This is a genomic window from Novosphingobium sp. YAF33 (genome assembly GCF_052113265.1).
Classification (GTDB): domain Bacteria; phylum Pseudomonadota; class Alphaproteobacteria; order Sphingomonadales; family Sphingomonadaceae; genus Novosphingobium.
Genome location: NZ_JBFRCW010000008.1, coordinates 42,976 through 67,505, shown reverse-complemented (window position 1 = coordinate 67,505; position 24,530 = coordinate 42,976). Strand labels below are relative to the sequence as shown.

Here is a 24,530-nt window from a genome sequence, read left to right as displayed (position 1 = left end):
GACTAAAATGCGCCGTTCCGATTCAATGCCGGGAACGTCGGTGTACGCCGTGACGTGACCCCCAGCTTTCCGCCAGCAGGGAATAGAGTCGGGCAATTGGTCGTGGAGCGTGATTTTTGTCGACAGCCGTGGCTTCATTGCCGAATAATAATAATGAGACAAGGAGCGAGCATGTGGCTGCTAACAAATCGGAAATCGCCAGACTGAAGGCGAACCTCAACGACGAACGAGACAGTGCGGCGCTCTACCATGCGTTGGCGAAGGCAGAAGCCGACCCGGTGCGGGCCGATCTATATCGCCAGTTGGCGCAAACCGAAACGGAGCACGGCGACCTGTGGCGGGACCGATTAGCCGCGCTCGGCGTGGCCGCAACACCGCATCGCCTCTCGTTCCGCACCCGGATGCTGATGTTTTTCACGCGGTGGGTGGGAGTAGGCTTTGTCCTGCCGACGATCGCGGCTGCCGAAGTTGCTGATCAAAACAAATATGCCGGACAAGCCGACGCCGCCGATCTGATGGCGGCCGAACGCGGCCATGCCGCGATCGTGCAGGCGGTGCTTGGCGCTGCATCGAAAGAGACAGGTGTCAGCGGAGCCGATATTGCGAAAGCGGAGAAGTGGCATCGCGGCGCCTCGGGCAATGCCTTGCGTGCCGCCGTGCTGGGGGCCAATGACGGGCTGGTATCAAATTTCTGCCTCATCATGGGCGTTGCCGGTGCCGGGCTGTCAGGACGCACGATCCTGCTGACCGGTCTTGCCGGGCTGATTTCCGGAGCCTGTTCGATGGCCCTGGGTGAATGGCTATCGGTAACCAATGCGCGCGAACTGGCAGCTAACCAGATGGCGCGCGAAGCACAGGAAATCGAGGAAACCCCAGAAGCAGAGGCGCGCGAACTGGCGTTGATCTATCAGGCCAAGGGCCTGCCGCGCGAGGCCGCCACGAGCTTTGCCGGACAGATCATGCAAAACAAGGACAAGGCGCTCGACACGCTGGCGCGCGAAGAACTGGGCATCGATCCGGATGAATTGGGTGGCAATCCGTGGACAGCGGCGGGATCATCGTTCGGCCTATTCGCGCTGGGGGCGATATTTCCGCTCGCGCCCTATCTGTTCACCCAAGGCCTAATCGCCGTTGCCCTGAGTGTCGGGCTGACGGTTTTGGCGCTTGCCGCGATTGGCGTCGTGACCAGTCTCTTCAACGGCCGTAGCCCCACGTTTTCGGCAATGCGGCAGGTAATTGTTGGCGCAGCAGCGGCAGGTGTAACTTACGGCGCAGGACACTTGATGGGCGTTGCAGTGTCTTGAAACTATCTGGATCAAACGGAGCCATCCCTCTCGTGCTGTCCTTCGGCGAAACGTTTGGCGCATAGCTGGCGGTGAGGTCACGTAGAGTAGCACTGTGAATGAAGGGCAGCTCAGGCTGATCGACGCCCCGCAGGAGACTAACCGGACTGTCCCTCAACCTTGGACATAGTAGAGGTGGCCGTCACGGCCTGGTAAATGGCGGGTTTCGGCCTAGCTGGACGTTCTCGGGCGTATCGGAGAATGGCGGCAAAGTCCCAGACCACGTCAATCAACGTGGTGTACGACAAACAGGTGTTTCCCGACGCCCTCAGGCCTTAGCGTATATCTGTGCCCGTTTTATGTGACGCCCCCTATTGCGGACGCCTGTACGGGAGTGCGGCAAGCCGGCTGACCAACGATCGAGGTAGAGCCCGGCTTGCCAGATATGTGAGCCTGTTGCCCATCCCCGGTACGGCGAAGGATCGTCGATGAACCAAGGCGTGGACCGCATGGGCCGCGCACCGATCAACGTCCATCAAACCCAACTTCCCCCACTTCAAATCGCTGAGGGCAGCCATGTCGGTGTCGATGCCCCCTGGTGCGAGGGATCCGACGCTCACCCCCGTCCCGGCAAGCTCGACGGAAAGTGCCCGCATGAGATTACTCACATAGGCTTTCGACGCGCCGTAAACCGCCTGGAACGGTACGGATGTTTCGCCTGCCAGGCTCGACACCGCGATTATTGAGGATTCGGACTGTTGCCGTCTGAAGATTTCGACCAGGCGGGCCAGCAAATCCGTGAAGCCGAGTATGTTTGTTTCAATCACCTCGGCATAAGCGTTGGCGCGGTCAGCATCGAACGGACCGGCGCTCGTCAGTCCGGCAGCGAGCAAAGCCGCTTTTACTTCCAATTCTGCAACTCTGGCTGCAATCTTCTCCCTGCCATCGGCTTCGCGTTGATCGGCCACTATGATCTCGCACGGAACATCAAACCGCGCGCCAATTTCAGTTTGTAGCTCTAGCAAGTTGTCGAGCCGTCGCCCGACAATCAGGGGTTTAGCCTGGTACGATGCCGCCAAACGGAGGGCGGATGCCTTGCCCAGACCGGTCGAGGCTCCTGTAACCAGCACCCACGAGTTCCTGATCGGCAGCGGTGTCATGTGCTTTCCAGCGCTTTGTACAGAGCGGTTTTTCCGATCTTGAGACGGGCGGCTGCCTCGCGCACGGTGAGCCCGGCTGCGATATGCGCCCGTGCCTTGCGCAGCTTATCGGGAGTAACGACGGGCCGGCGGCCACCCTTGCTGCCGCGCTCGCGCGCGGCGCGCAGGCCAGCCTGAGTGCGTTCGCGGATCAGATCACGCTCGAACTGCGCGAGCGAGCCGAAGATGTTGAACACCAGCATGCCCCCCGGCGTAGTCGTGTCAATGTTCTCGGTAAGCGAGCGAAACCCGATGCCGCGCGCCGCCAGCTCGCCGACCTTCTCGATGAGGTGGCTCATCGAGCGGCCGAGCCGGTCGAGCTTCCACACCACGAGCGTATCGCCGGCGCGCAGATAGGCCAGTGCTTCGGTAAGGCCGGGCCTGTCGGTCTTGGCACCGGAGGCCAAATCGTCGAAAACACGTTCGCATCCCGCTCGCTCCAGTGCGTCATGCTGGAGCGATAGCTTCTGGTCCGGCGTGGAGACGCGCGCATAGCCGATCAGCGCCACGTTCTGTCCGATTGTGTCCGTTTTCCCATCATTACGTGACCTTGTCCGAATCGCCATTGCAGGTCCAGAGTAAACGGACACATTCCCGGTGACCGCTCAACGGTCGTCTGACGGACAGCAGCGGCGAAGGAGATGATGCTTGGCGAGGCGGCGACTGGTGAGCCCGGAAATCTGGGCGGAGCATTATGACGCGCCGCTCGATGAGCGCGAGATTGTGCGTCATTATACGCTGACCGGCGACGACCTGGAAATTGTCGGCCGCCGTCGCGGCGAAGCCACCCGGCTCGGCTTCGCGATGCTGCTGCTCTACATGAGATGGCCTGGCCGCGCGCTTGAAGCGGGCGAACTCCCGCCCGCCCCGGTGCTCGCCTATGTGGGCCAGCAACTCGGTGTTTCGCCGGAAGCTTTCGCGGACTATGCTCATCGGGACCAGACGCGCCGCGAGCATCTCGTCGATATCCGACGATCGCACGGGTTCAGGGCTTTCGATCGCCCCGCGTTTCGGGAAATCGTGGCCTTCGCGATCCCGATCGCGCAGACCATCGTCCACCCGGGTCAGATGGCAGGGGTCATTGTCGACGAACTCCGGCGTCGACAGATCCTCCTGCCTTCCCCGTCGCTTCTCGAAGCTGTGCTGCGGCGGGCTCGTCAGCAAGCCGAGCAGCTTACTTATGAAGTGCTCACGAATGGCCTGCAGCCCGACACGCTACAGGGTCTGGACGATCTGCTGGCCCGACGCACGGGGCAAGCCACGACATGGCTATCCTGGCTGCGCAATGCGCCACAGTCGCCGGCAGCGCGCAACATTCTGCGGCTGATCGAACGGCTTGCCTCCATCCGCGCGCTGTGCCTCGATCGCGCTCGCGCCGACATGATCCCGGCTTCGACTTTTGACAGGCTGGCGGACGAGGGCAGCCGCATTACGCCCCAGCACCTTGGCGAACTCAATGCCCTGCGCCGACACGCGACGCTTGCGGCAACCGGCATACGCCTTGAGGAAAGCCTGACCGACGCGACCCTGATGATGTTCGACAAGCTGTTGGGCAGCATGGTGCGCCGCGCCGAGAACCGGACCCGCGATAAAGCCCTCAAGACGGTGCGGGAGTTGCAGGGCCATCTTCGGACACTCACCGGGTCTTGCCGTATCCTCATCGACGCGCGCACCAAAGGCGTGGATTCGCTGGCGCAGATTGATGCTCTGGACTGGCAGCGCTTCGCCGTGGCGGTCGAGCAAGCGGAAGTGCTTGGGCGACCGGAAACCGTCGATCGCACCGCTGAATTGATCGAGCGGCATCGCACGGTGAAGCTCTTTGCCGGTGCTTTTCTCAACGCATTCGAATTTCGCGGCGCCGGTGCGGTGCAGGGACTTCTCTCGGCGCTGGCAATTATCGCGGAACTGTACCGGACCGGCAAACGACGCCTGCCTGATCGCGTGCCCCTGCGCTTTGTGCCGTCCGCATGGCGGCCGTTCGTCCTGCGGGATGGCATCGTCGATCGGGCCGCCTATGAGCTATGTGTCTTGTCGCAGCTACGCGAGCGATTGCGAGCCGGAGACATATGGGTCTCGGGAAGCCGCCAGTTCCGCGATTTCGACAGCTATCTCATCCCGCCAGCCACCTTTGCGGCGCTTCGCGAGAAGGGGCCGCTGCCGCTCGCCATCGAAACTGACTTCGAGCGCCATATCGAGGAAAGGCGCACCAGACTCGCCACGGCGATCGAACAGGTGACAATCCTCGCTCGACAGGGCGAGCTGCCCCAGGTGCGGCTCGACGAAAACGGCCTTCTCATCTCGCCGTTGAAGGCGGTGACGCCTCCCGCAACCGAGGTTGCACGTCGCGCCGCCTATGATCGGCTGCCCCGCGTGAAGATCACCGATCTTCTGCTTGAGGTCGATGCCTGGACCGGGTTCAGCGAGTGCTTCATCCACCGGCGTTCGGGCCGGGAGGCCGACGATCGCAATGCCCTGCTCACCGTCATCCTCGCCGATGGGATCAATCTCGGCCTCACCCGCATGGCGGAAACCTGCCGGGGCGCAAGTCTGCGTCAACTCGCCCATCTTCACGACTGGCATATCAGCGAGGCAGCCTATGGTGCGGCGTTAGCGCGGCTGATCGATGCCCATCGTACCATGCCGCTCGCCGCACTCTGGGGAGACGGCACCACCTCGTCGAGCGACGGGCAACAGTTTCATGCCGGCGGTCGCGGGGCCGCAATCGGTGACATCAACGCGCGCAGCGGCAACGAACCGGGTGTCGCCTTCTACACGCATGTCTCGGATCGATATGATCCCTTCGCAAGCCGGGTGATCGCGGCGACCGCCGGCGAAGCGCCCTATGTTCTGGATGGCTTGCTCTATCACCAGACCGGCCTCACGATCGAGGAGCACTACACCGATACGGGCGGGGCATCAGACCATGTATTTGGGCTCATGCCCTTCTTCGGCTACCGTTTCGCGCCGCGTCTGCGCGACATCAAGGACCGGCGCCTGCACCTGCTGCCGGGTCAGGAAGCCGGATCGCTGCTGGCCGGGATGACGGGCGATCCGATCGCTATGGCCCATGTCGGTGCCCATTGGGACGAGCTGTTGCGGTTCGTCACGTCGATCCGCACCGGCACCGTCACTGCTTCGGCCATGCTGCGCCGGCTGTCCGCCTATCCGCGACAGAACGGACTGGCCCTCGCGCTGCGCGAGCTTGGTCGCCTCGAACGCTCGATCTTCATGCTCGACTGGCTGCGCGACATTGACCTGCGACGCCGCACCCAGGCCGGACTCAACAAGGGCGAGGCCCGCAACGCGCTCGCCCGCGCGCTCTTCTTCAACCAGCTCGGCGAACTGCGCGATCGGCGGTTCGAGAACCAGACCTATCGCGCATCCGGCCTCAACCTGCTCGTGGCCGCCATCATCCTGTGGAACACCCGCTATCTCGAAATGGCGCTGGCGGACATCGGCACGCCTGACGAGATCACGCGCCATATCGCACCTTTGGGGTGGGAGCATATCTCGCTGACTGGCGACTATAGCTGGAATGTCGATGATCGCCCCGATCCGGATGCCTTGCGACCGCTTCGCACCGTCAGTTCCCTGCTCGCCGCGTAATGTTCGTCATCCGTTCGCCCTTAGCGTGCAGATACGTCACTTTCGTGTAGTCACCCCCGGTAGCCCGCGCTTCTTGAGATCGGCATCGATGCGCTCGCGCACGCCAGGAAGGGCCTTTGCGAAGTCCAGCATGTGCTCGTACTTGGTGCTGTCGCGTACCTCGCGGAAACGCGGATGGCAACGATACTGCTTGCGGCCCTTTGCGTCACGGCCGGTCGCCTGGATGTGCCCGTTTGCCTTGGGGCAGATCCAGACATCGGTATAGGCCGGGGGGATGGCGAGCGAAGCAATTCGCTTCAGAGTTTTTTCGTCCGTCACGACGTTGCCCCGGGCATCGCGATATCGAAACTTGCCGCGGTAGGGCTGGCGGACGATTCCCGGGCTGTCGTCGGTTACGTAGACGAGACCCGCATTTTCCGCGGCTTCCTGCGCATCGACGATCGTTCCTGCCTCGCCGGTGTCAGCCGGCCCATCCTCTTGTGTTTTCATAACCGCTGAAGCGTCCAGCACGGGTTCGCGTTCCCCACCCAGGCCGGACTCTGGTTCGCACTGTCCAAGAGCAAGACTCGATCCTCCTATGCGCCTGTCATGATCAGGCGCCAGTCCTTGCCCCCGTCTCGCCGGTAACGGGGTATTGCTTCGGATCAGGAAGCGCCTCCATCCGCGCGTGCCGCATCGTCGGGCGCTTCGCGGCAGATGTCCCAGCCCTGTCCCCGCGGATAGGCGCCGACAACCTCGAAATCCTGGCTCGCATGAATCGCGCGGTGGCCGGTACCGGTCGGCAGCATGAGCGCATCGCCGGCTGCGACGGACACCTTGTGCCCGTCTGGCCCGCCAAGCTCGAGGCTCGCCTTCCCTGCGAACACACCCAAAACCTCGTGCGCGGTCGAATGATAGTGGTGATAGTCGAATATGTCGTCGCGCCAATCCGGCGGCCAACCATGGTCCTCGAACAAGGCCTCGAACCGGCCGGCCAGGTCTTCGCCCTCGCCGTCCAGCGCGGCGCGATAGATGACAACCGGCAACCGCGCATTGTTCGGCACCCAGTCATTCTCGCCGAGCAGGAAGCTTTCGATCTCCATCATATTTTCGCCTTGGGGACTCGCTTGCGCTTTGGCTTGTCGGCCAGTTCGATCCAGACCGGGGCATGGTCGCTGGTCTTTTCCCAGCCCCGCACATGGCGATCGACCTGAGCATCGAGCAACCGGTCGGCAAGCGGGGGGCTGAGCAGCAGGTGATCGATGCGCAGGCCCGCATTGCGGCCATAGGCGTTCCGGAAATAGTCCCAGAAGGTGTAGATGACCTCGCCCGGGTGCAGCGTGCGCAGCGCGTCGGTCCAGCCCTGATCCAGCAGCCGGAAATAGGCCGCCCTTACTTCGGGTGCGAACAGCGCGTCGTCGAGCCAGCGCTCCGGCTTGTAGACGTCGAGATCGGTCGGCATGACATTGAAGTCGCCCGCCAGCATCACCGGCAGTCCGCTCTCCAGCAACCCAGCCGCGTGCTCGACCAGCCGGTCGAACCAGCGCAGCTTGTAGTCGAATTTGGGGCCGGGCCGCGGATTGCCGTTGGGCAAATAAAGCCCGCCGATCAGGATGCCGTTGACCGCCGCCTCGATATAGCGGCTCTGGCTCGGGTCGGGGTCGCCCGGAAGCCCCCGCCGCGTCTCGTGGATTTCGCCGACGCGGCTGAGCAGCGCAACGCCGTTCCACGACTTCTGGCCGTGCCAGATGACATCAAAGCCAAGATCGCGGATCGCACTTTCCGGAAACTTCTCCTGCGGCGCCTTCAATTCCTGGAGCACGACCACATCAGGCTGCGCTTCCTCAAGCCAGCGCAGCAGCACCGGCAGCCGGCCATTGACGCCGTTCACATTATAGGTGGCGATCTTCACAGGTCAGGCAGGGTCTGGTCGGCGCGGCCCCAACCGCTGAGCGCCTTGGAGCCGGCCCGCTTCACCAGTTCGGTGCCATCCCGAATGGTCCAGTGCGAGGGCTTGTCGATCGTCTCCATTTCCTTCCATGTGATGGGTACGGCGACCGGCGCGCTTTCGCGCGCGCGGACCCCATAGGGCATGACCGCCGTCGCACCGCGCTGGTTGCGAAGATAGTCGACAAAGATGCGGCCCTTGCGCTGCGCTTTCGGCAGCGCGGCCGTGAAATGCTCAGGGTCGCTCTGGGCAACCGCCTGGGCCAACCGATGCGCAAAATCTTTCACCTCCGGCCACTCCGCTTGCGGGACCAGTGGCGCGATCACATGGACGCCCTTGCCGCCGGTCACCATCGGGAAGGTCTCAAGCCCGATCGACTGCAGGATCTCGCGAAAGTGGAAGGCGGCGCTGCGCACATTCTCGAAATCCAGACCCTCGTCGGGATCAAGATCGAAGACCAGCCTGTCGGCCTTCTCGACTTCCTCGATCCTGGCGCCCCAGCCATGGAACTCGATCGTGCCCATCTGTACGCAGGTGAGCAGGCCGTCCGCGGTATCGACATAGAGATAGGGCTCGTCATGCCCGTCCTTCCCGCGAATGGCGACATGCCGGACAGCGTCGCCAAAACTGCCCGCGTCATGCTTCTGGAAGAAGCATTTCTTGGCCCGGCCTTGCGGGCAGCGCACGAGGCTGATCGGCCGAGACCCGATCCAGGGCAGCATGATCGGGGCGGCCTGCGAATAATAGTCGGCCAGTTGACCCTTGGTAAGCTTCCCCTCGGGAAAAATGACACGGTCGCGGTTGGTGATCTTGATCGACGACGTCTCGGCCGCCACCGCCCCAACCGGCGCCTCGGTCTCGACGACCACAGCCTCGGGCTTCTTGTCTTCGCGTAGGCCCAGAAAGGACGGATGCCGGAGGGTCCCTTCGTTTGTCATTTCAGTAAACGCGATTTCTGCGACCAGCTTGGGCCGCAGCCAGTGCGCGCCGCGCACCTCTGCGCGCGGCGCCTTGACGGCCGGCGCTTCCTGCTCGAGCGGCGCCATCACCGCCATCAGGTCGATAATCTCCTGGGTATCGAAGCCGGTGCCGACCTTGCCGGCATAGCGCAGGACGCCGTCCTCGTGGACACCCAGGATCAGCGATCGGAATAACCGCGACTTGTCTGAAGGGGTCCAGCCGACCACGACGAACTCCTGCCGCTTGATGCATTTGGTCTTCAGCCAGCCGCCCGATCGCGAGCTTACATAGCGGCCGTCGGCCCGCTTCGAGATGACCCCTTCGAGGCCCGCCGCGCAGAACTGGTTGAGCAACTTCTCGCCATTGCCGGCAATGTTATCCGAATAGCGCAACCGCGACTTGCCCTTGGGCAGGATCTTCGCGAGCTTCGCCTTGCGCTCGGTGAGCGGCAGCTGGGTTAGATCCTCGCCGTCGAGCTCCAGCAGGTCGAACGCGAAATAATCGATCGAAGCCGGCGCCCCTTTGAGCGCGTTTTGCAAAGCCTGGAAACTCGAGCGGCCGTCGGCATCGAGCACGACCGCCTCGCCGTCGATGAGCGCGGAGGAGACCTTCAGCTTCAGGGCGTCGACAACCAGTCCGCTAAACTTCTCCGACCAGTCGAGTCCCGAGCGGGTATAGGCAACGGCCTCGCCCCCGCCGACGCTCAGCAGCACACGGTAGCCGTCATACTTCATCTCGTGCAGCCAGCGGTTGCCGGTGGGAACGGTGTCGACCAGCGTTGCGAGTTGCACAGGGCGGAAAGGCGGCGCGCGGCTGATTGAAGCCGCTTTCCCTGGCGCTGAGCTCACGCGCGCCATGATGGAGGGCCGTTGTTCTTCATGGAGACCAAAGTGCGTGAGCGGCGGACTCGTTCCAGCGCGCCGCGGACTCGGCTCGCCGAGCGACGCCCCGCGTCTCACCGATCGCGGCAACCGCATCGTCCCCCCGGCGTTGCGGACCTAGGCCACCGACGAAGGAGATGAGCAATGGCAGACGACAAGGACGCTCGCGGGCCCCAGGACCGGGCGCGTATCGCGCTCGGAGAGGATTATGAGGTCGATTACTGGACCGGCAAGTTTGGTGTCAGCAAGGAAACGCTGGAAGCGGCCGTGAAGGCTGTCGGAAACGGCGCGGACGCTGTCGAGCAGCACCTGAAGGGCTAAGGTCGACCCGCTCGCTTCGCAATGCAAACTGCGGTGCCGCCTTCGCTGTCGTGCTGCTCAGCGGACGGCGTACAACTCAGATATTCATCAGATGGGCCCCGACGCGACCCACGCGCCGGGCTCCCTGCTACCTATTATAATCCGCGTCTAGTTGGCTGCGAAATGCTTGGCTGAGCTGATAACGTTCGCCAACTGAGGTGCATCCTCTCGCGCAACTTCCGCAAGATGAGCTTTCACCTCATCACTGCGACGCGCAATTAATGACGCAACCTGCGCCCTATTCTCCGAGCATTTGCCAAAATGGCTGCCCCGGATCATTTGATCGGCATCCAGGCGATGACTCAAAGATGCGCCCTTGGTACCTGCCACATCGCGAACGACGGCCACCCGGGCGGCCCAGAGGCAGCGTTCCGTGGTGGGTCGTGTTCCCGCGGACATGCCGATCTGGCGGGTAGATACCTTGGCATCGGCCCGATAGGTCACATCCAGGGATCTTCCTTGATGATCCACGCTGGTCCGATGAACCTGATCAGCGAAGGGGGCAGCGGAAGCGGTTGCCAAGGCAAGCAAAGACAAGATCACAACATACTCCTCTTTCCAAACAATGGATCGAGCTCAGGGAGTATGATTGAGACGGCCCCTGAGTTCGATACGTCCGACATCACGAGACATTCTCGCCAGAGGGGCCCGGTACGCATCCCAAAGCTAGGCCTCAGATCGAGTTTATCAATGGGCCCGTCACGGTTTCGATTGGGGGACACACTTTCTTACAGAACTTCGTCGTCAATGCCTGACCTGTGATCGGCAGCGCTCGCAGCCAATCCGGGCGCTCGGTCGTCGAGGAAGTCGTTGCCGGTTCCAGCCAACGAAATGCCGCTCGGCGGATTGCGCAATTGCTAAGGACCCACGCGGTCCCTACGGAAGGGGCGCCGCGAAATTACTGTCTGTCAGGATCATCGGATGCCGCTTCGCCGCGCCCATTATCTCGTCCTGGCAATGGTGCGCGCCACAGTCGTGGCATTCTGGCCAACCTACTTCGCTGTTTTGCGGACCGCGCGGACAGAACTTCATCTTCATGGAGTAACGGCCACCGCCTGGATGTTGCTGCTGGCGCTCCAGAGCTGGACCATTCATCATCAGCGACGCGGTGCGCACCGGATTTTCGGGATCGTGAGTTTGTTTCTGTTTCCGCTTTTTCTCGCGGGGAGCGTCGCTGTCCTTTTGAGCATGGCGCGCAACACGCCGTCAGACCCTTTCTACCAGATCAACGGCGGACGCCTGGGTATATTGGATGCCGCGACACCCATCCTTCTGATGGTCCTCTTCTATTTCGCGCTGAAAGAAAGGCGCAAAGTGCAGCTGCACGCCCGCTATATGCTCGCGACAGCCCTGCCCCTCGTCGAGCCCATTATCGAACGGCTGCTCGGGCATCTGGCCCCGCCTTTCACGTCGTTCGACCCCGCTCACTTCGCGTGGACTGTGCGTGCTGCAGAGCTTGGGGGGCTTGTTGCCGCGGCGTGCCTCTACGCGACGGCACCACGTTACGGGCGGCCGTTCTTCATCGTCGGCATGGCGATGGTCGCCCAGGCCGTCCTGGTCGAGACCCTGGGGGAGAGCAGTGTTTGACAGACGGTATTTGTCGGGCTTGGAAAACTGCCTTCGCTGCCGGTGCTGGCTGTCGCGACGATCGTCGGTGGGCTCACAGTGTGGGCCGGTTGGACTGCTGGCCTAGCTGCTCGTCGGCACAAGCCAGCAGCGGCCTGAAGGCCGCTCGGCTGCTTGATAGGGTCCGCCCAAAGCTGTCAGGCAACAGCCAGGCCCGAGCTTCCTTTTTGGCCTAACGGGCTTAAAACTCCACTCCGACTGAACAATCCGGTCGCCGCAGAGCGCACGGCGCACCACTTCAGCTTCTAAGTGCCGCGCCTTGTGCCGCGCCCCACAAGACGCGGCACATTATCGCGCTCCATTAGGTGATCAGACACGGGTCCGAAGACGCCTCGCGATCTACGAGAAGCCCAAGCCCCCTCGCCCGTTCCAGAACACGCCGCACGCCCTCGGCCGACCAGTGTATGCCGCCGCGTGGCGTAGGTTCGCGCAAGTCTTTGCTGAGCCAGCCCGCAAGGTCGCGCAGAGACGATTCCGGATAGGTCTTCAACCTGTCCGCCACCAGGCGCGCGACGCGGGTATCCGGTGGCAGCCGCGGCGCGGACTGGAGGATTACATCGTCGGCATAACCGACTTTGACCAGAGCCCTGCAGGCCTTCACCAGCGTACGCTCACTAAATGAGCGCACGGGGGGCTTTATCGCGCGGATCTGGCGCAAGACTATCGACCAGGGAAGATGTGGTCGCAGGCGCTCTACGGTCGGCAGCCAACGGTGGCGATCATCGATTAAGGCGTGCAGATAGCGCTCTTTGTGCGCGTAGCCAATATCAGCGATTGCCGCCGGATCGCGCGCGCGCATCTTGGGATTGCCGGGCTTGGCGCCCCTCGCCATCGCCGCGGCAAGCCCTGCCCGCGTGCGTTCTCGGATAAGGGCGCGTTCGAATTCGGCAAAGGCGCCTAGCATCTGGGTCATCAGCATGCCTTGGGCGCTCGAAGTGTCGATCGGGTCGTTGATCGAGCGAAAATAGGCGCCCTTCGCCCGCAGCTGCTCGACGATCTCCAGCAGATGGACGAGCGAGCGCGCCAATCGATCGATCCGCACGACAATGAGGGTGTCGCCCTCCCCTACCCTTGCCAATGCCCTGCTGAGGTTTGGGCGGTCCCGGCTTCCCCCGCTGGCCTTGTCTTCGAAGATGAGGGCGCAACCCTGCTGCTCCAGCGCAAGGCGTTGGCCTGCCGTGTCCTGATCTTCGGTCGATACGCGGGCATAGCCGATCAAAGCCACTGTCACATTCCATCAAACGGGGGCAATCGAGGGGTTGCCCCCGTTTGATAAACGTCAGCACCGGTTTTGGCCAGCCCCGTCCCCCGAGATTCGACCCGCGGCCCTTTCCCGCGTCCCATGGGCATGCGGGCGACTTTCGGGCGCTTGGACAGCCCCGCCGGCCGATTTACGCGGATGAAAGCTGCGTCTCGGGAAGCGACAGCGGGGCCTACCGGCGCCTCTAACGAGGGGTCGCCCCTCGCCTCGGCAAGGGGCTGCCTTAAATGTGTGAGCAAAGTGAACCGAGATTGCTTTTAAGCTCAGTATTTGTTACTTTGGCCCCATGGATATCGCTGGCTTCGGACCAAGCTATACGCCAAGGGTCGTCACTGAAGTTGCACATGCGACCGCAGTGATAGCGACGCTAAATAACCGAATTTCCGGTAGTTTGGTGCTCTCGGCGTGGCAGACCCGCGCAGCGTGGGCGGGCTATGCGCGCGCTCTTCAGCTGGAAGGGCACGAGGTCGATGAAATCGACCTATTTTCCTGGGGCTGCCGGGTCACGATCCCCGGCCGCCCGCTGCGCGCCACGAACCGCGGCGAATATGAGGCGTTCGCGCCCTGGCAGGACATGCTGGGGTCATCGGACCCCTTTGTCTGGCGCGATGCGCTTCCCAAGGCTGTCGAATTGCCGGCCGAGGCCGCGGGCCACCCTCCCCTCGTCCGCGCGCTCGAACAGATCCGGCGCTATGCACAAGTACGAGGCGGACTCGACCCCTGGCTCGGCCTGCCGTTCGCCTTACGAGACCAGGATCTGACAGCCAGCCCCCTCCCTTGCCTCGTCGGCGGCGCCAAAGCCTTCCGCTTGAAGAAGACGCTGAATGAAGCCGATTGGCTCGCGCTCCTGCGGGCCCTTGCCGCGCGCGCCGAGCGTGGCCTTGAACGCCTTGACCATCTGGAGCGCCTCCATCGCAAAGCCCGAACGGCAATCGCGGAGTCTTATCGTCCCGGTGCCCTGCCCTCCCTCCTGGCGCTTACGCTTCGCCAACCGGTCCTGTCGCCACAGGCTGTGGCGCGACTTCTTGATCTGACCGCGACCGGCGCAAGCAAATTGCTGGAGCGCGCCGCCGGTACCGGGCTTCTGACCGAAATCACGACAAGGCGGACGTGGCGTATTTTCATGAGCGTCGACCTCGCTGTCGAGTTTGGCTTCGCCAAAGCCCCGCTTGGGCGCCCCCGCGTGGAGAGGCCCCTTCCCTCGCCATCTCGAAATCTGGCGGCTGTCTTCGATCAATTCGACGCGGAGATGGCGGCGATCGATGAGCTTCTCAATGCCCGATAGGTGATGTCCAGCGTCGATCAGATTGGGCCCTCGCCGCCTTGTAGGCAGTCTAATTCCTTGTAATACCTGTATTTAATATTGTGTCGCACGATGTGCCGCGCTCTGTGACGCGCCTCCGCACCACATTCCGCTGCACTTTATGCAGCAATCACGCTTGCCCCAGCGCGGCACATGTCGCTGGCATTTGCGCGTGCGTGTCCGCTGGCATAGACGCCCTGTACCGCACATGAGCACTCGCGGCTCATCGCGCGGGCACCATACCCCGCGCTTGCGAATACCACCGCGCCCTCGCACGCGCTGTCGCGCCTATACGCGCCTTGCGTGGCGCGGGCGGTGACGCTATCAGTGGCGCGGTCATTGTGTGCGGCGCGGTGCGGGGTGGGCCATGATTGTGCCGCGCAGTGTGCAGCGCTATCGCATTACAGGAGTTCACATGCCCGTCATCACGATCGCGCAAAGCAAAGGCGGCGCCGGCAAGACCACGCTCGCGCTCGCGCTCGCTTCCGAATTCGAGGCTCTCGGCGGTTCAGTCTTCATGCTCGATGCCGACCGTCAGAACAGCTTGCTTAACTGGTATCGGGACCGGATGAACGCCGACAGGGCAGGGGAGGGGCGCATCACCGTGGAAGACGCCTCGCAGCTCCGGGACGCGGACATTGGCCCCGCTATCGCGCGCGCGCGCGATGCCGCACAGCTCGTCATTGTCGATTCCGAGGGCACTTCGAACTTCAAGACCGCCTACGCGGCGATGGATTCCGATTTCGTCGTCATTCCGACGCGCTCATCGCGCCTCGATCTCGAGCGCACCGTGGAAACCAGCGACATGCTGGGCAAGATGTGCGGCGGCGTGCCCTACAGGGTCCTGATCACGCAGACAGGGCAAGTCGCCCGCTCCAAGGCCGAATGGGAGATCGACAGCCAGATCAGCAATGCTCTGCCGACCTTCAACGAGCAGATGCATACGCTCGACGCGTTCCGCGCCATGTCCAACTATCGCATGACGCTGGCCGAGGTGGAGGCCGCCGGCCTGGCCAAGACAGAGAAGGCGCGGCGCATCGCGCAAGGCATCCTGGCCGACATACTCAGCGAAATTCAGAACAAGGAGGCCGTCAATGCCTGAGCCCAAGTCTGCCGCCGGCGCGATGGGGGACATCATCAGCTCCACCCGGCAGCGCATCGAGCATAGCGAAGACCCGGCCGACCGCCTCAAGAACCTGATCGCTGCGACGCCCAAGCCCGCGCCGGCCGCCGCACCGGCGCCCGTCCGCGAACCGGCGCCAGCGACGCTCCCGCCTGGCTATTTTCCGCAAGTCGCGAGCGAGGTCGGCATCATTCCGAAGCGCAAGCCGCAGCGTGGTCCCGCGCGCTCACTGCACATCAGCATGCGCCTGTCGCCGCCCGAGCGCGACCGGCTCGTTCGCTGGTGCGACGATCGCAATCTCAGCCTGCCCGACGGCATCATGGCGCTGATTGATCTCGCGGAAGGGCAGGGGGGTAGCGGGGAGTAGGGCCCCGGCTCTTTATGTGAGGAACGGGGGGAGGGCCTTCAGGGCGTCCCGCGCATTGCGACCCAGCTTTTGCAGAAGCCTTCCCACGATTTGTAGAGCGCGGTGCCCGTCAGGGTCTCCAGCTTTGCGCCCATTTTCTGTCTGTAGGCATCGGCAATCATGTCCTTGTCCCAGCCTCCGCCAAAATCGCGAAAGATCGTGATAATGCGTTGGTCAGGGCAGAAGTTCAGCGATCCCGAAGGGAAGGGGCGCGCCGAGGGCAGGGGGACGGGCGGAGGTGCGACGGTTTCGACCGTTCCGTCCCGCCTGGCACGCCGTCCCACTTTCGGCCGATCGAGCTCCTTGGCGGTTTCCTCCTGATCGACGGGATCCTTGGGCCTGAATGTGAGCTTCACAGCCTCGACCGGCCGTCCACGCCCCGACCCGCGGATCTCGTCCCATTCCACGGTGAAATCCGCGAGCTGGTCAATCTCCAGCTTCGATTTTGCCAGGACATCGCGGCGGAATTCCGCGAAATTCTTGAAGCTACCCTCCGGCACGCCCAGACGCCGGCGCAGTTCCTCGACCTCCATCTTCACGACCCGGTTCTGCCGGTTGATGATCAGGCAGCCCAGGTCATAGAGCGTCAGCGAATAGCGCGACTGCAGCGCCAGCATGACGCCCAGATTGACCCGCGCATAATAGTCCGAGCGCTGCATCACGCGCTTGAAGGCTTCCGAAAACTCGTACTCCACGACGCTCATGCCGTCTTCGGAGATCTCCTCGACGCAGCTCGAGAGAAGGGACTGCGACATGATCGCGGGCTTGCCCTTCTTGGTCGTCGTGCGGATGCGCACGATCACGCGCAAAAGCTCGTCCATCACGGGCTGGATGCGCTCATTGCCCTTGTGCGATCCGCGCAGCTCCTTCTTGGTAATGGTGAAGTTTCTGTCCTCGCCAGCGTCCGGCCCAGCCTTGCGCAGCATGAGGGCGAAGGCCTTGCGCCCGGCAGCGCTCAAGGAACCGGTTTCAAACTCGGATTCGACGAGCTCGCCCGGTTTGCTTACAAAATCGAGATCGCGGCGGCGAATCACATCAGCGACCCGCAGCGTCCGGCTCAGGCCATCCGCTTCCGGGGAAACCTCGATCTCAACGATGTCCGAATCGGGCTTCATGTGAGTTGCATATCATCACCTTGTCATAAAGAGAACATCCCCCCGTTCACTCACATAGACATGCCCCCCAGCCCTCACATAAAGGCTGACAGAGGCGCAAACCGGCGGCCCCCGACCACTCATATAAAGAAATTGTCCGACTCGCCGATTCACCGCGAGTCTCGCTAGATCCCCCCATCGCTCATATAAAGTTCCTGACCCGACATTCCCCAGTGCAGCGCTTTTACCGGCCGCATTGCGGCATCCCCCGCGCGCTCACATAAAAGCCACAGCATCTACTTGCTTTTACTGGGTTTTTTTAAAGCCCCCCGATCGCTCATATAAAGCCACTCGGTTCGAAATAAGGAATTTCACCGGTATAGTGAGGCCCCCCGAAAGCTCATATAAACGGACGGGAAGGGCAGGGGGATCGCCCCCGATCGCTCACATAAAGAAGGTCGGTCGAGGTTTAGGGCCGGCGTCGTACCAAAAAGGCTGGCCTTTCAAGCCATTCCCGTGTTGTTTTGCAAGCTACTGGGACGATTCCCCCGATCCCTCACATAATCCCCCGGCCACTCAGGCAAAGGCCCCCGGCCGCTCGCATAAAGGCCCCCGAGTCCTCACGATAAAGCCCCCAGCTGCTCACATGAACGGGGTCTAACCCATTGGTTCCACGGGCGAAATTGCCCCTGAATCTTAGAATCATTGAAATATAGAAGCTCCCGCGCTCCGCTTGGGCGTTTCTAAAGATGGATTTTTTGAGGAAGAAGTACCCTTCCGCAGAACCGCCGAGGTTGCGCACGATGCCCTGGTCGGCTGCCCCATCGCATCCCACAACCGCCTATCATCCTCGCCGGAGCAAAACATCCTCCAAGTCAAACTTGCGTGCAATCGATCACCGCCTCGCGTCGATCTTGAACGCCGCTTGACTAACGACACGACCGTATCAAGGGGATCGTATTGCGAATCAGGCGTGTTCACCGGACCGGCCGATACTGTTTTAACGGGCAAGATCATGCGCAATGGGGCGGGATGTACAATGAGCAGGCGAGCGCTTTACTACGTAGCGACGCTTGGCTGTACCGTTGCTATCGCCTTTAACGGAACACCAGCTCCCGCTCAGCCGAAGTTCGACGTGATCGATATGCATTTCCACGCTGATCGTCCTGACGATCAGGGACCTCCCGGGGGCAAGGCCTGCGCTCCCTATCCTGAATGGGCCCCGCGCGATCCCGGGCAACCGATGGACGGGTATCTCGACTGGTTTACCGGCCGCCCCGATTGCCCGACCGTGCTGTCATCGCCGACCGACGCGGATACTCTGCGCGATCGTGGCATCGCCCAGCTGAAACGGTACAATGTGCAGGCCCTTGCCGGCGGCACAGCGGAGGTGGTGGATGACTATCGCCGTCATGGGGATGGCCACATGCTTCCTGGCATCGGCTTCGGCAGCAGCGACACCCTCCCTCCGATTGAAGATCTGCGCCGGCTCCACGCCGAAGGCAAAATGCAGGCGCTGAGCGAGATTACCACGCAATATGCCGGCATCGCCCCCGACGATCCACGCATGGAGCCCTTTTTCGCTTTCGCGGAGGCCAACGACATCCCGATCGGCATCCACATGGGGCCCGGGCCCCCTGGCACAGCTTACTTCGCCACGCCGCATTATCTCGTCTCGGCCGGTGATCCGCTCCGCCTAGAACCCGTGCTCATCCGTCATCCCAAGCTGCGGGTCTATGTTGCCCACGCCGGCTGGCCTTTCGGAGACGCGATGATCGCGATGATGTTCGCCCATCCGCAGCTCTATGTTGATGTGGCTGTTCTCGACTGGGCCTATCCCGACCAGCAATTCTACCCCTATCTGCGTCGGCTGATCGACGCAGGTTTCGAACGGCGGATCATGTTTGGGTCCGACAACATGGTATGGCCCGACGCTATCGGAATTGCGATCGAGCGGATCAGACGCGCGCCATTTCTCACAGAGAGGCAAAAGCGTCTGATCCTCCACGACAACGCCGCCTCCTTCCTTCGCATCGAGGGATAAGGGGCGGTACGGCGGGACAATGCGCTTGCACGCGGAGTGCCGTTCCGCGACACTCTCGCTGAGCCGCAGTCATCGCGCGTTCAGCCTTCGAATGGCAATTTGCCCTGTGCTTGAATTGTAAGGGAGATCCCCATGCGAACCACGCACAAACTTCTGCTCGGCGGCTGTCTTGCCGCCTCGCTGGTGGGCGGTGTGGCCTATGCCGCGTCCCACGAGCACAAAATGACCGTCAACCTGCCGGGCGGTGAGATCGCCCCCATCACTTATTTCGGCGATACACCTCCGCAGGTCAAAATTTCCCAAGCCCAGCCAGACCAGATCGACTTCGTCGATGCGGCCTTCCAGCCTTTCGCGCAGATGGACCGGATATCGGCGCTGATGGATGTGCAGATGAACGCCATGATGCGGCGCGTCGTGGATCTCCATGCCCAAAGCGCTGACGTGACGGCGAGCGAGGCACCGCATTTCGTGTCCTTCTCCGGCCTGTCGAAGGGCGCGCAGGTCCACTACAGCTATAGCTCGACCACCATCGGTCCCAATGGATGCGCGCAGAGCGTGACCTGGACCTCGGACGGCACGGCGAACGCGCAGCCGAAGATGACGAAGACCAGCACCGGCGACTGCAGCGCCGCGGCCAAGCCGCAGATGCAGACGACCAGCGGATCGGCGCAGGCGGGTCTGTCCCACACGACCTGATGCGGGCCGCCCGGATCCGGTGACGCTTTGGCCGCGTGCGTGAGCGCGCGGCCATTGGCGTGAGGACATCTCATCGCATTCCTTTGCGGACCCTGCGGCTTCCGACATCGACCAAAGCCGGCGTAGCCAGTGCCGCGCCGCCCGTCCCTATCTCGAGAAAGGAAGGAAGAGGAGAATTTCGTGCGAAATCCTGACAGGATCTTTGCCTCCCTATTAACCACCGCTGCCGCCTTCGGCCTTGCCATCGGCCAGCCATCGTCCGCTGCGGCGCAATCGCCGCCCGCCGTATCGCCAGTCATGCCGCGCCCGGGCGCGCCGCAAAGCTTTGCCGATCTCACCGAACGGCTGGCGCCCGCCGTCGTCAACATCTCGACCCGCCAGCGCGTGCAGATGCCGAGTTCCAGCCCCTTTGCCGGCACGCCCTTCGAGCGCTTCTTCGGCGGTCCCACTGGACCGCGCACCCGCGAGGCACAGTCGCTCGGCTCAGGCTTCATCCTTTCCGCCGACGGCTATATCGTCACCAACAACCACGTCATCACCGCTGATGGGCAGGGCAAGGTGGAGACGATCACGGTCACCTTGCACAATGGCGAGGAATATCCGGCGACCCTCGTCGGCAGCGATCCCGCCTCGGACCTGGCGGTCCTCAAGATCACGTCGCGCAAACAACTGCCCTTCGTGACCTTCGGCGATTCCACGCGCGTCAGGGTTGGCGACTGGGTGCTCGCGATCGGCAATCCTTTCGGCCTGGGCGGCACGGTCACGGCCGGTATCGTTTCGGCGGTCTACCGCAATACGGGTACAGGGCGCGCCTATGACCGCTATCTGCAGACCGACGCCTCGATCAACCGCGGCAATTCGGGCGGCCCAATGTTCGACAGCAGCGGGCGGGTCATCGGCATCAATAATGCGATCTTCTCACCCACGGGCGGAAATGTCGGGATCGGCTTTGCCATCCCCGCGGAGATCGCCGCGCCGATCGTCGAGAAGCTCAAGGCCGGGAAGGCCATCGAGCGCGGTTATCTGGGCGTGACCATACAGCCTATGACCGAAGACCTCGCGTCATCGCTCGGCGTTCCGCGAGACCGCGGCGAGTTCGTCCAGAGCGTGGAGCCCGGCGGGCCCGCGGCACAGGCCGGCATTCGCGCCGGCGACGTCATCCTGCGGGTCGACGGCAAGGAGGTGACTCCAAACCAAAGCCTGTCGTACCTCGTTGCGAGCGTCGAACCTGGCCGCAAGGTGGCAGTCGAACTCATGCGCGGCAACCAGCGCATGACCGTGATTGCCACGCCGGTGCTTCGCCCGAGCGAGGACAAGCTCGCCCGGCAGGGTTTTGGCCGCGATGACCGTCGTTTCGACGATTTCGACAAGGATCGCGCATCCCCCAGCGAAAAGACGCTCGGCCTTGCCGTCGAACCGCTGACTCCAAGCATCGCCCGTCAGCTCGGCGCGAGCGACGTCTCCCAGGGCCTCGTCATCAGCAGCGTCGAGGGCAATTCCGATGCGGCGCGCAAGGGCCTCAGCCGCGGCGACATCATCCTCTCGGCCAACAACCGGCCGGTCGCGAGCGCCGCTGATCTGGAAGCCGCGATCCGGCAGGCCAGGACGGCGGGACGTTCGGCGATCCTGCTACGGGTCAAGGGGCGCGGCGAAGCGCCGGCCTATGTGCCGGTGCGGCTGCGATAGCGCGCCGGTAGCCAGGGCAGCGTCCTCGGTCGAGGGCGCTGCCTTCCTGGTAGGGGAGGGGGCGGGTCGGGGCAGGCGGCGGCTGTGAATGCCAAGCGCCCGACTGGCCTAATGATGTTTCATACATCACAATTCAATCTTACGAAATGAGAGCGAATGTGCTAAGGTTCGCGGCGTCAGAAAACGGGCTGAATGATCAAACATCGATCGAGAGGCCCGTCAGCAAAGCGGTTTGCGCTGAGACATAATCGGGAGACATAATGACGGCGCGGGCAGTTGGGGAATTCCTTCTCCTTCACAATCAGCGATTGTATGATTTTCTCCGCCAGGGTCTCGCGGACCGGTCGCTCGAAACGCAGGACCTGGCTCGGCTTTCCGCAATCCATCTGGCGAACCGCCATGAGATTGCGCGGTGGGATCGTGATCTGTCGTGCAGCGGCACGGCCAGCGCTACTTAGGGACGCGCCGCGATGAACCGCTATGCGCGAAGCGTCTGGGGTCTCGCCGCCTGCTTTTCCGCGCTCGCCGGCTTTGTCGACGCGCTCGGCTTCCTCTATCTCGGCGGCTTCTTCGTCTCGTTCATGAGCGGCAACTCCACGCGGCTTGCCGTCGGCTTGAGCGAGCATGTCACAGACGCCCTAACCGCCGGCGGACTGATCGCATCCTTTGTCGTGGGCGTCATGCTCGGCTCGCTGTGCGGACGAACCATCAGGCGCGCCCGCCATGGCGCGCTCATGTACCTCATCGCGGCCATGCTGACTGCCGCCTCGTTGCTTGCGGCAGCCGACGCGACCTGGGCCGCGGCTGCGGTGCTCGCCATGGCGATGGGCGCGGAAAATGCCCTGTTCGAACATGATGGCGAAGTTCAGATCGGCCTCACCTATATGACCGGCACGCTGGTGAAGCTGGGCCAGCGGCTGCTGTCCGCGCTCATGGGCGGCGATCGGTTCGGATGGGTTCCCTATCTCCTGCTATGGCTCGGCCTCCTGGCGGGCGCGGTGCTTGGCGCAATCCTATTTGGCGTCATAGGCCACCAGGCCATCTGGGTTGCCGCCGCGGCGGCCTTGCTGCTCGGCATCGCTCTCCATCGCCGCGACGTGAGCCTGACGCCCTCCGCGAAGGCGCCGCGCCGATGACCGACTGGGGCGGGGTAGGGCCGTCGATCGATCTCGAGCTGTTTCACGACATGGTCTTCGATCTGCGGTTCGATCGGCCTGCGCCGGGCAGCAATCTTGAGGGCCGCTTCCAGGGCGCGGAGAACATCCCGATCGCGCTCGACGCGCCCTTCGGTGAGACGGGGCCGATGCTGTTCCGGTTCGGCGACATGTTGTCGCTGCTCTTCGACTGGACCACAGTCCAGAGCGGCATGCGGATCAGCGATCCCGACCATCTCCTGTTCGACTATACGCGCATGATGATGGGCTTCCGCCTGTTCCGTCCCGTGCCGCGAAAGATCGAAATGATCGGACTGGGTGGCGGATCGCTTGCCAAGGCCTGCTATCGCTGCCTGCCCCAGTGCGACATCACCGTGGTCGAGATCGATCCCGCAGTCATCGCACTGCGCGAGCAGTTCCACATTCCGCCCGACAACGACCGGTTCCGCGTAATCTGCGCCAATGGCCTGGACTATATCCTCAGCGCCCCCGGCGCGCCCGACATCCTCCTTCTCGACGGCTTTGACAGCCGGGGCCTTCCCCCCGCGCTGAGCGAGCGCTCTTTCTACGACAGCTGCCGAGATCGCCTCGGCAGAAACGGACTACTGGTGGCCAATCTGTGCGACAATGCCATGGCCTTTGCCACGCTCGTGCGCCGCATCGGGGCCAGCTTCGGGAACCGCACGATCGTCGTTCCGGCCGAAAATGGCGGGAACCGTGTCGTCTTCGCGAGCACAGACCCCGGGTTTCCACCCGCGCGCCAGACCGTTCGCGGCCGTCTGCCCGATACGGATGTCGTCGACTACGATGCCAAGGCTCGCAGGGTCGTCCGAGCCCTTGCGCGCGCTTCGCTCAAGACGCCCCGGACCGAGCACTGAATTTGAACGGGCTCTGCAGCCCACGTCCACCCCAAGGAGGAGGAAAGGGGGGAACAGGACGGTAAGCAAGGAGGATATCATGCCGCTTACAGCCCTTAGACCGTCCCAGGAACTCATCGATCTCGTCGGCGCCCTCGGGGGCACATGGAGCGGTAATGTCGCCATGTGCCGATGCCCCGCCCATGCCGACAGCGACCCCAGCCTTTCGATCCGCCAGGGCGACCGCGGTTTCCTCGTGACCTGCTTTGCCGGCTGCGCGCGCGAAGACGTGCTGCGTGAGCTTCGGCGCGTGCAACCGGGCCGACATTTCCCTGCGCCCAGCAGCACTGAAGGGCGGGGAAGGGGCAATCCACAGCCCGTGTGGGACCAGGGCACCGAGATCATCGGTACGCTTGGGGAAACCTACCTGCGCGGGCGCCACCTCGTGCCGCTCGTCCAGGGCCTGCGGTTCCATCCACGTTGTCCCTATCTTCCCAAGCCGCGAACGCAGTTTCTTCCCGCCTTGCTGGTCCCCGTCCAGGAAGGTCAGAGCCTGACCGCCATCCAGCGCATCTTCCTGGACCCTGAAGGCCGCTATACGCGCAAGGTCATGCTGGGCACGCCGGGGCGGGGCGCATGGCAGGGCGGACAGCCAGGAGAGACCCTGGCGATTGCCGAGGGCTTCGAGACGGCTTGGGCCTTTACTTTGCTGACCGGCATTCCCTGCTGGGCAAGCTTGGGCGCACGCAGGCTTCATCAGATGACCATACCGCCTCGCGTGAAGCGGCTATTCCTTGCAAGTGACAATGACTTGGAAGGACGGCGCGCGGCGGCCCAGGCGAAGGATTACTACGCCCGCGATGACCTCGACATTGTCCACATGCCTCCCCCCGGTTGCGCGAAGGATTGGGCCCGCGTGCTCGAAGCCAGGGTCGAGAGCCATCAAGAGCTTTGCCCAATATAGCTCAGCGATGATTTTCCCGGCGGCCACTTGAGCAAATGCCCGAGACGAACGGCCGTGATGAGAGACGGGTCGACGTCCTGACACCCGGATGCGGGACGAC

The 24,530-nt window shown here is 63.0% G+C and carries 22 protein-coding genes; 13 read left to right on the top strand and 9 right to left on the bottom strand.

Features of this window, described 5'->3' with window-relative positions; translation table 11 throughout:
• The first annotated feature begins 173 nt into the window (after window positions 1–173).
• The gene (locus AB4Z00_RS17970; RefSeq protein WP_442046779.1) at window positions 174–1,304 is read left to right on the top strand and encodes a VIT1/CCC1 transporter family protein; all 1,131 of its coding nucleotides are present in this window, start codon (window positions 174–176) and stop codon (window positions 1,302–1,304) included.
• 350 nt (window positions 1,305–1,654) lie between these two features.
• Here the strand turns inward: AB4Z00_RS17970 and AB4Z00_RS17965 are convergent, their stop codons facing one another.
• Window positions 1,655–2,443, bottom strand: a complete 789-nt coding sequence (locus tag AB4Z00_RS17965) for an SDR family NAD(P)-dependent oxidoreductase (protein WP_442046778.1) — start codon at window positions 2,441–2,443, stop codon at window positions 1,655–1,657.
• Entirely contained in the window at window positions 2,440–2,991 is a 552-nt protein-coding gene (locus AB4Z00_RS17960) for a recombinase family protein (RefSeq protein ID WP_442046777.1), read from the bottom strand. The genes AB4Z00_RS17965 and AB4Z00_RS17960 overlap by 4 nt, the downstream gene beginning before the upstream one ends.
• Before the next feature lie 139 nt (window positions 2,992–3,130).
• Here AB4Z00_RS17960 and AB4Z00_RS17955 point away from each other — a divergent pair, with 139 nt between their 5' ends.
• The gene (locus AB4Z00_RS17955; RefSeq protein WP_442046776.1) at window positions 3,131–6,088 is read left to right on the top strand and encodes a Tn3 family transposase; all 2,958 of its coding nucleotides are present in this window, start codon (window positions 3,131–3,133) and stop codon (window positions 6,086–6,088) included.
• A gap of 36 nt (window positions 6,089–6,124) precedes the next feature.
• Here the strand turns inward: AB4Z00_RS17955 and AB4Z00_RS17950 are convergent, their stop codons facing one another.
• From AB4Z00_RS17950 to ligD, 4 genes are all read right to left on the bottom strand, one after another.
• Window positions 6,125–6,598 (bottom strand): hypothetical protein, encoded by a 474-nt coding sequence (locus AB4Z00_RS17950; RefSeq protein ID WP_442046775.1) that lies wholly within the window; start codon window positions 6,596–6,598, stop codon window positions 6,125–6,127.
• Window positions 6,599–6,732: 134 nt separating this feature from the next.
• Window positions 6,733–7,173 carry a cupin gene (locus AB4Z00_RS17945; protein WP_442046774.1) on the bottom strand — a complete coding sequence of 147 codons (441 nt, stop codon included), beginning with the start codon at window positions 7,171–7,173 and terminating at the stop codon, window positions 6,733–6,735.
• Window positions 7,170–7,979: an exodeoxyribonuclease III gene (gene xth / locus AB4Z00_RS17940; RefSeq protein WP_442046773.1), complete on the bottom strand. Its 810-nt coding sequence runs from the start codon at window positions 7,977–7,979 to the stop codon at window positions 7,170–7,172. The genes AB4Z00_RS17945 and xth overlap by 4 nt, the downstream gene beginning before the upstream one ends.
• Entirely contained in the window at window positions 7,976–9,832 is a 1,857-nt protein-coding gene (ligD, locus tag AB4Z00_RS17935; protein WP_442046772.1) for a DNA ligase D, read from the bottom strand. Before ligD ends, xth begins: the two co-directional genes overlap by 4 nt.
• A gap of 168 nt (window positions 9,833–10,000) precedes the next feature.
• On the opposite strand from ligD, the gene AB4Z00_RS17930 reads away from it, so the two are divergent.
• Window positions 10,001–10,177: a DUF3606 domain-containing protein gene (locus AB4Z00_RS17930; protein ID WP_081799188.1), complete on the top strand. Its 177-nt coding sequence runs from the start codon at window positions 10,001–10,003 to the stop codon at window positions 10,175–10,177.
• Between the two features lie 147 nt (window positions 10,178–10,324).
• Here the strand turns inward: AB4Z00_RS17930 and AB4Z00_RS17925 are convergent, their stop codons facing one another.
• On the bottom strand, window positions 10,325–10,759 hold the full coding sequence (locus tag AB4Z00_RS17925; RefSeq protein ID WP_303761942.1) for a hypothetical protein: 435 nt from the start codon (window positions 10,757–10,759) through the stop codon (window positions 10,325–10,327).
• Between the two features lie 378 nt (window positions 10,760–11,137).
• Between AB4Z00_RS17925 and AB4Z00_RS17920 the strand changes: the two genes are divergently transcribed.
• Entirely contained in the window at window positions 11,138–11,803 is a 666-nt protein-coding gene (locus AB4Z00_RS17920) for a hypothetical protein (RefSeq protein ID WP_442046771.1), read from the top strand.
• Window positions 11,804–12,143: 340 nt separating this feature from the next.
• Here AB4Z00_RS17920 and AB4Z00_RS17915 read toward each other — a convergent pair whose 3' ends face one another.
• Entirely contained in the window at window positions 12,144–13,067 is a 924-nt protein-coding gene (locus AB4Z00_RS17915; RefSeq protein WP_036529372.1) for a recombinase family protein, read from the bottom strand.
• 322 nt (window positions 13,068–13,389) lie between these two features.
• On the opposite strand from AB4Z00_RS17915, the gene AB4Z00_RS17910 reads away from it, so the two are divergent.
• From AB4Z00_RS17910 to AB4Z00_RS17900, 3 genes are all read left to right on the top strand, one after another.
• Window positions 13,390–14,388: a hypothetical protein gene (locus tag AB4Z00_RS17910; protein WP_442046770.1), complete on the top strand. Its 999-nt coding sequence runs from the start codon at window positions 13,390–13,392 to the stop codon at window positions 14,386–14,388.
• A gap of 433 nt (window positions 14,389–14,821) precedes the next feature.
• On the top strand, window positions 14,822–15,508 hold the full coding sequence (locus tag AB4Z00_RS17905) for a ParA family protein (RefSeq protein WP_011950540.1): 687 nt from the start codon (window positions 14,822–14,824) through the stop codon (window positions 15,506–15,508).
• Window positions 15,501–15,896 carry a hypothetical protein gene (locus AB4Z00_RS17900; protein ID WP_442046769.1) on the top strand — a complete coding sequence of 132 codons (396 nt, stop codon included), beginning with the start codon at window positions 15,501–15,503 and terminating at the stop codon, window positions 15,894–15,896. The genes AB4Z00_RS17905 and AB4Z00_RS17900 overlap by 8 nt, the downstream gene beginning before the upstream one ends.
• Before the next feature lie 38 nt (window positions 15,897–15,934).
• Here AB4Z00_RS17900 and AB4Z00_RS17895 read toward each other — a convergent pair whose 3' ends face one another.
• Window positions 15,935–17,050, bottom strand: coding sequence for a replication initiation protein (locus tag AB4Z00_RS17895; RefSeq protein ID WP_442046768.1), 1,116 nt, complete (start codon window positions 17,048–17,050; stop codon window positions 15,935–15,937).
• A gap of 712 nt (window positions 17,051–17,762) precedes the next feature.
• On the opposite strand from AB4Z00_RS17895, the gene AB4Z00_RS17890 reads away from it, so the two are divergent.
• The 6 genes from AB4Z00_RS17890 (at window position 17,763) to AB4Z00_RS17865 (ending at window position 24,430) form a co-directional block, all read left to right on the top strand.
• A complete protein-coding gene (locus tag AB4Z00_RS17890; protein WP_442046767.1) occupies window positions 17,763–19,073 on the top strand; it encodes an amidohydrolase family protein in 1,311 nt (436 codons plus the stop codon).
• Window positions 19,074–19,205: 132 nt separating this feature from the next.
• Entirely contained in the window at window positions 19,206–19,769 is a 564-nt protein-coding gene (locus AB4Z00_RS17885) for a hypothetical protein (RefSeq protein WP_442046766.1), read from the top strand.
• A 180-nt stretch (window positions 19,770–19,949) separates the two neighbouring features.
• The gene (locus AB4Z00_RS17880) at window positions 19,950–21,455 is read left to right on the top strand and encodes a Do family serine endopeptidase (protein WP_442046765.1); all 1,506 of its coding nucleotides are present in this window, start codon (window positions 19,950–19,952) and stop codon (window positions 21,453–21,455) included.
• 470 nt (window positions 21,456–21,925) lie between these two features.
• On the top strand, window positions 21,926–22,591 hold the full coding sequence (locus AB4Z00_RS17875; protein WP_442046764.1) for a YoaK family protein: 666 nt from the start codon (window positions 21,926–21,928) through the stop codon (window positions 22,589–22,591).
• Entirely contained in the window at window positions 22,588–23,487 is a 900-nt protein-coding gene (locus AB4Z00_RS17870) for a fused MFS/spermidine synthase (RefSeq protein ID WP_442046763.1), read from the top strand. Before AB4Z00_RS17875 ends, AB4Z00_RS17870 begins: the two co-directional genes overlap by 4 nt.
• A gap of 79 nt (window positions 23,488–23,566) precedes the next feature.
• Window positions 23,567–24,430, top strand: a complete 864-nt coding sequence (locus AB4Z00_RS17865) for a DUF7146 domain-containing protein (RefSeq protein WP_036529384.1) — start codon at window positions 23,567–23,569, stop codon at window positions 24,428–24,430.
• The last annotated feature ends 100 nt before the right edge of the window (window positions 24,431–24,530 follow it).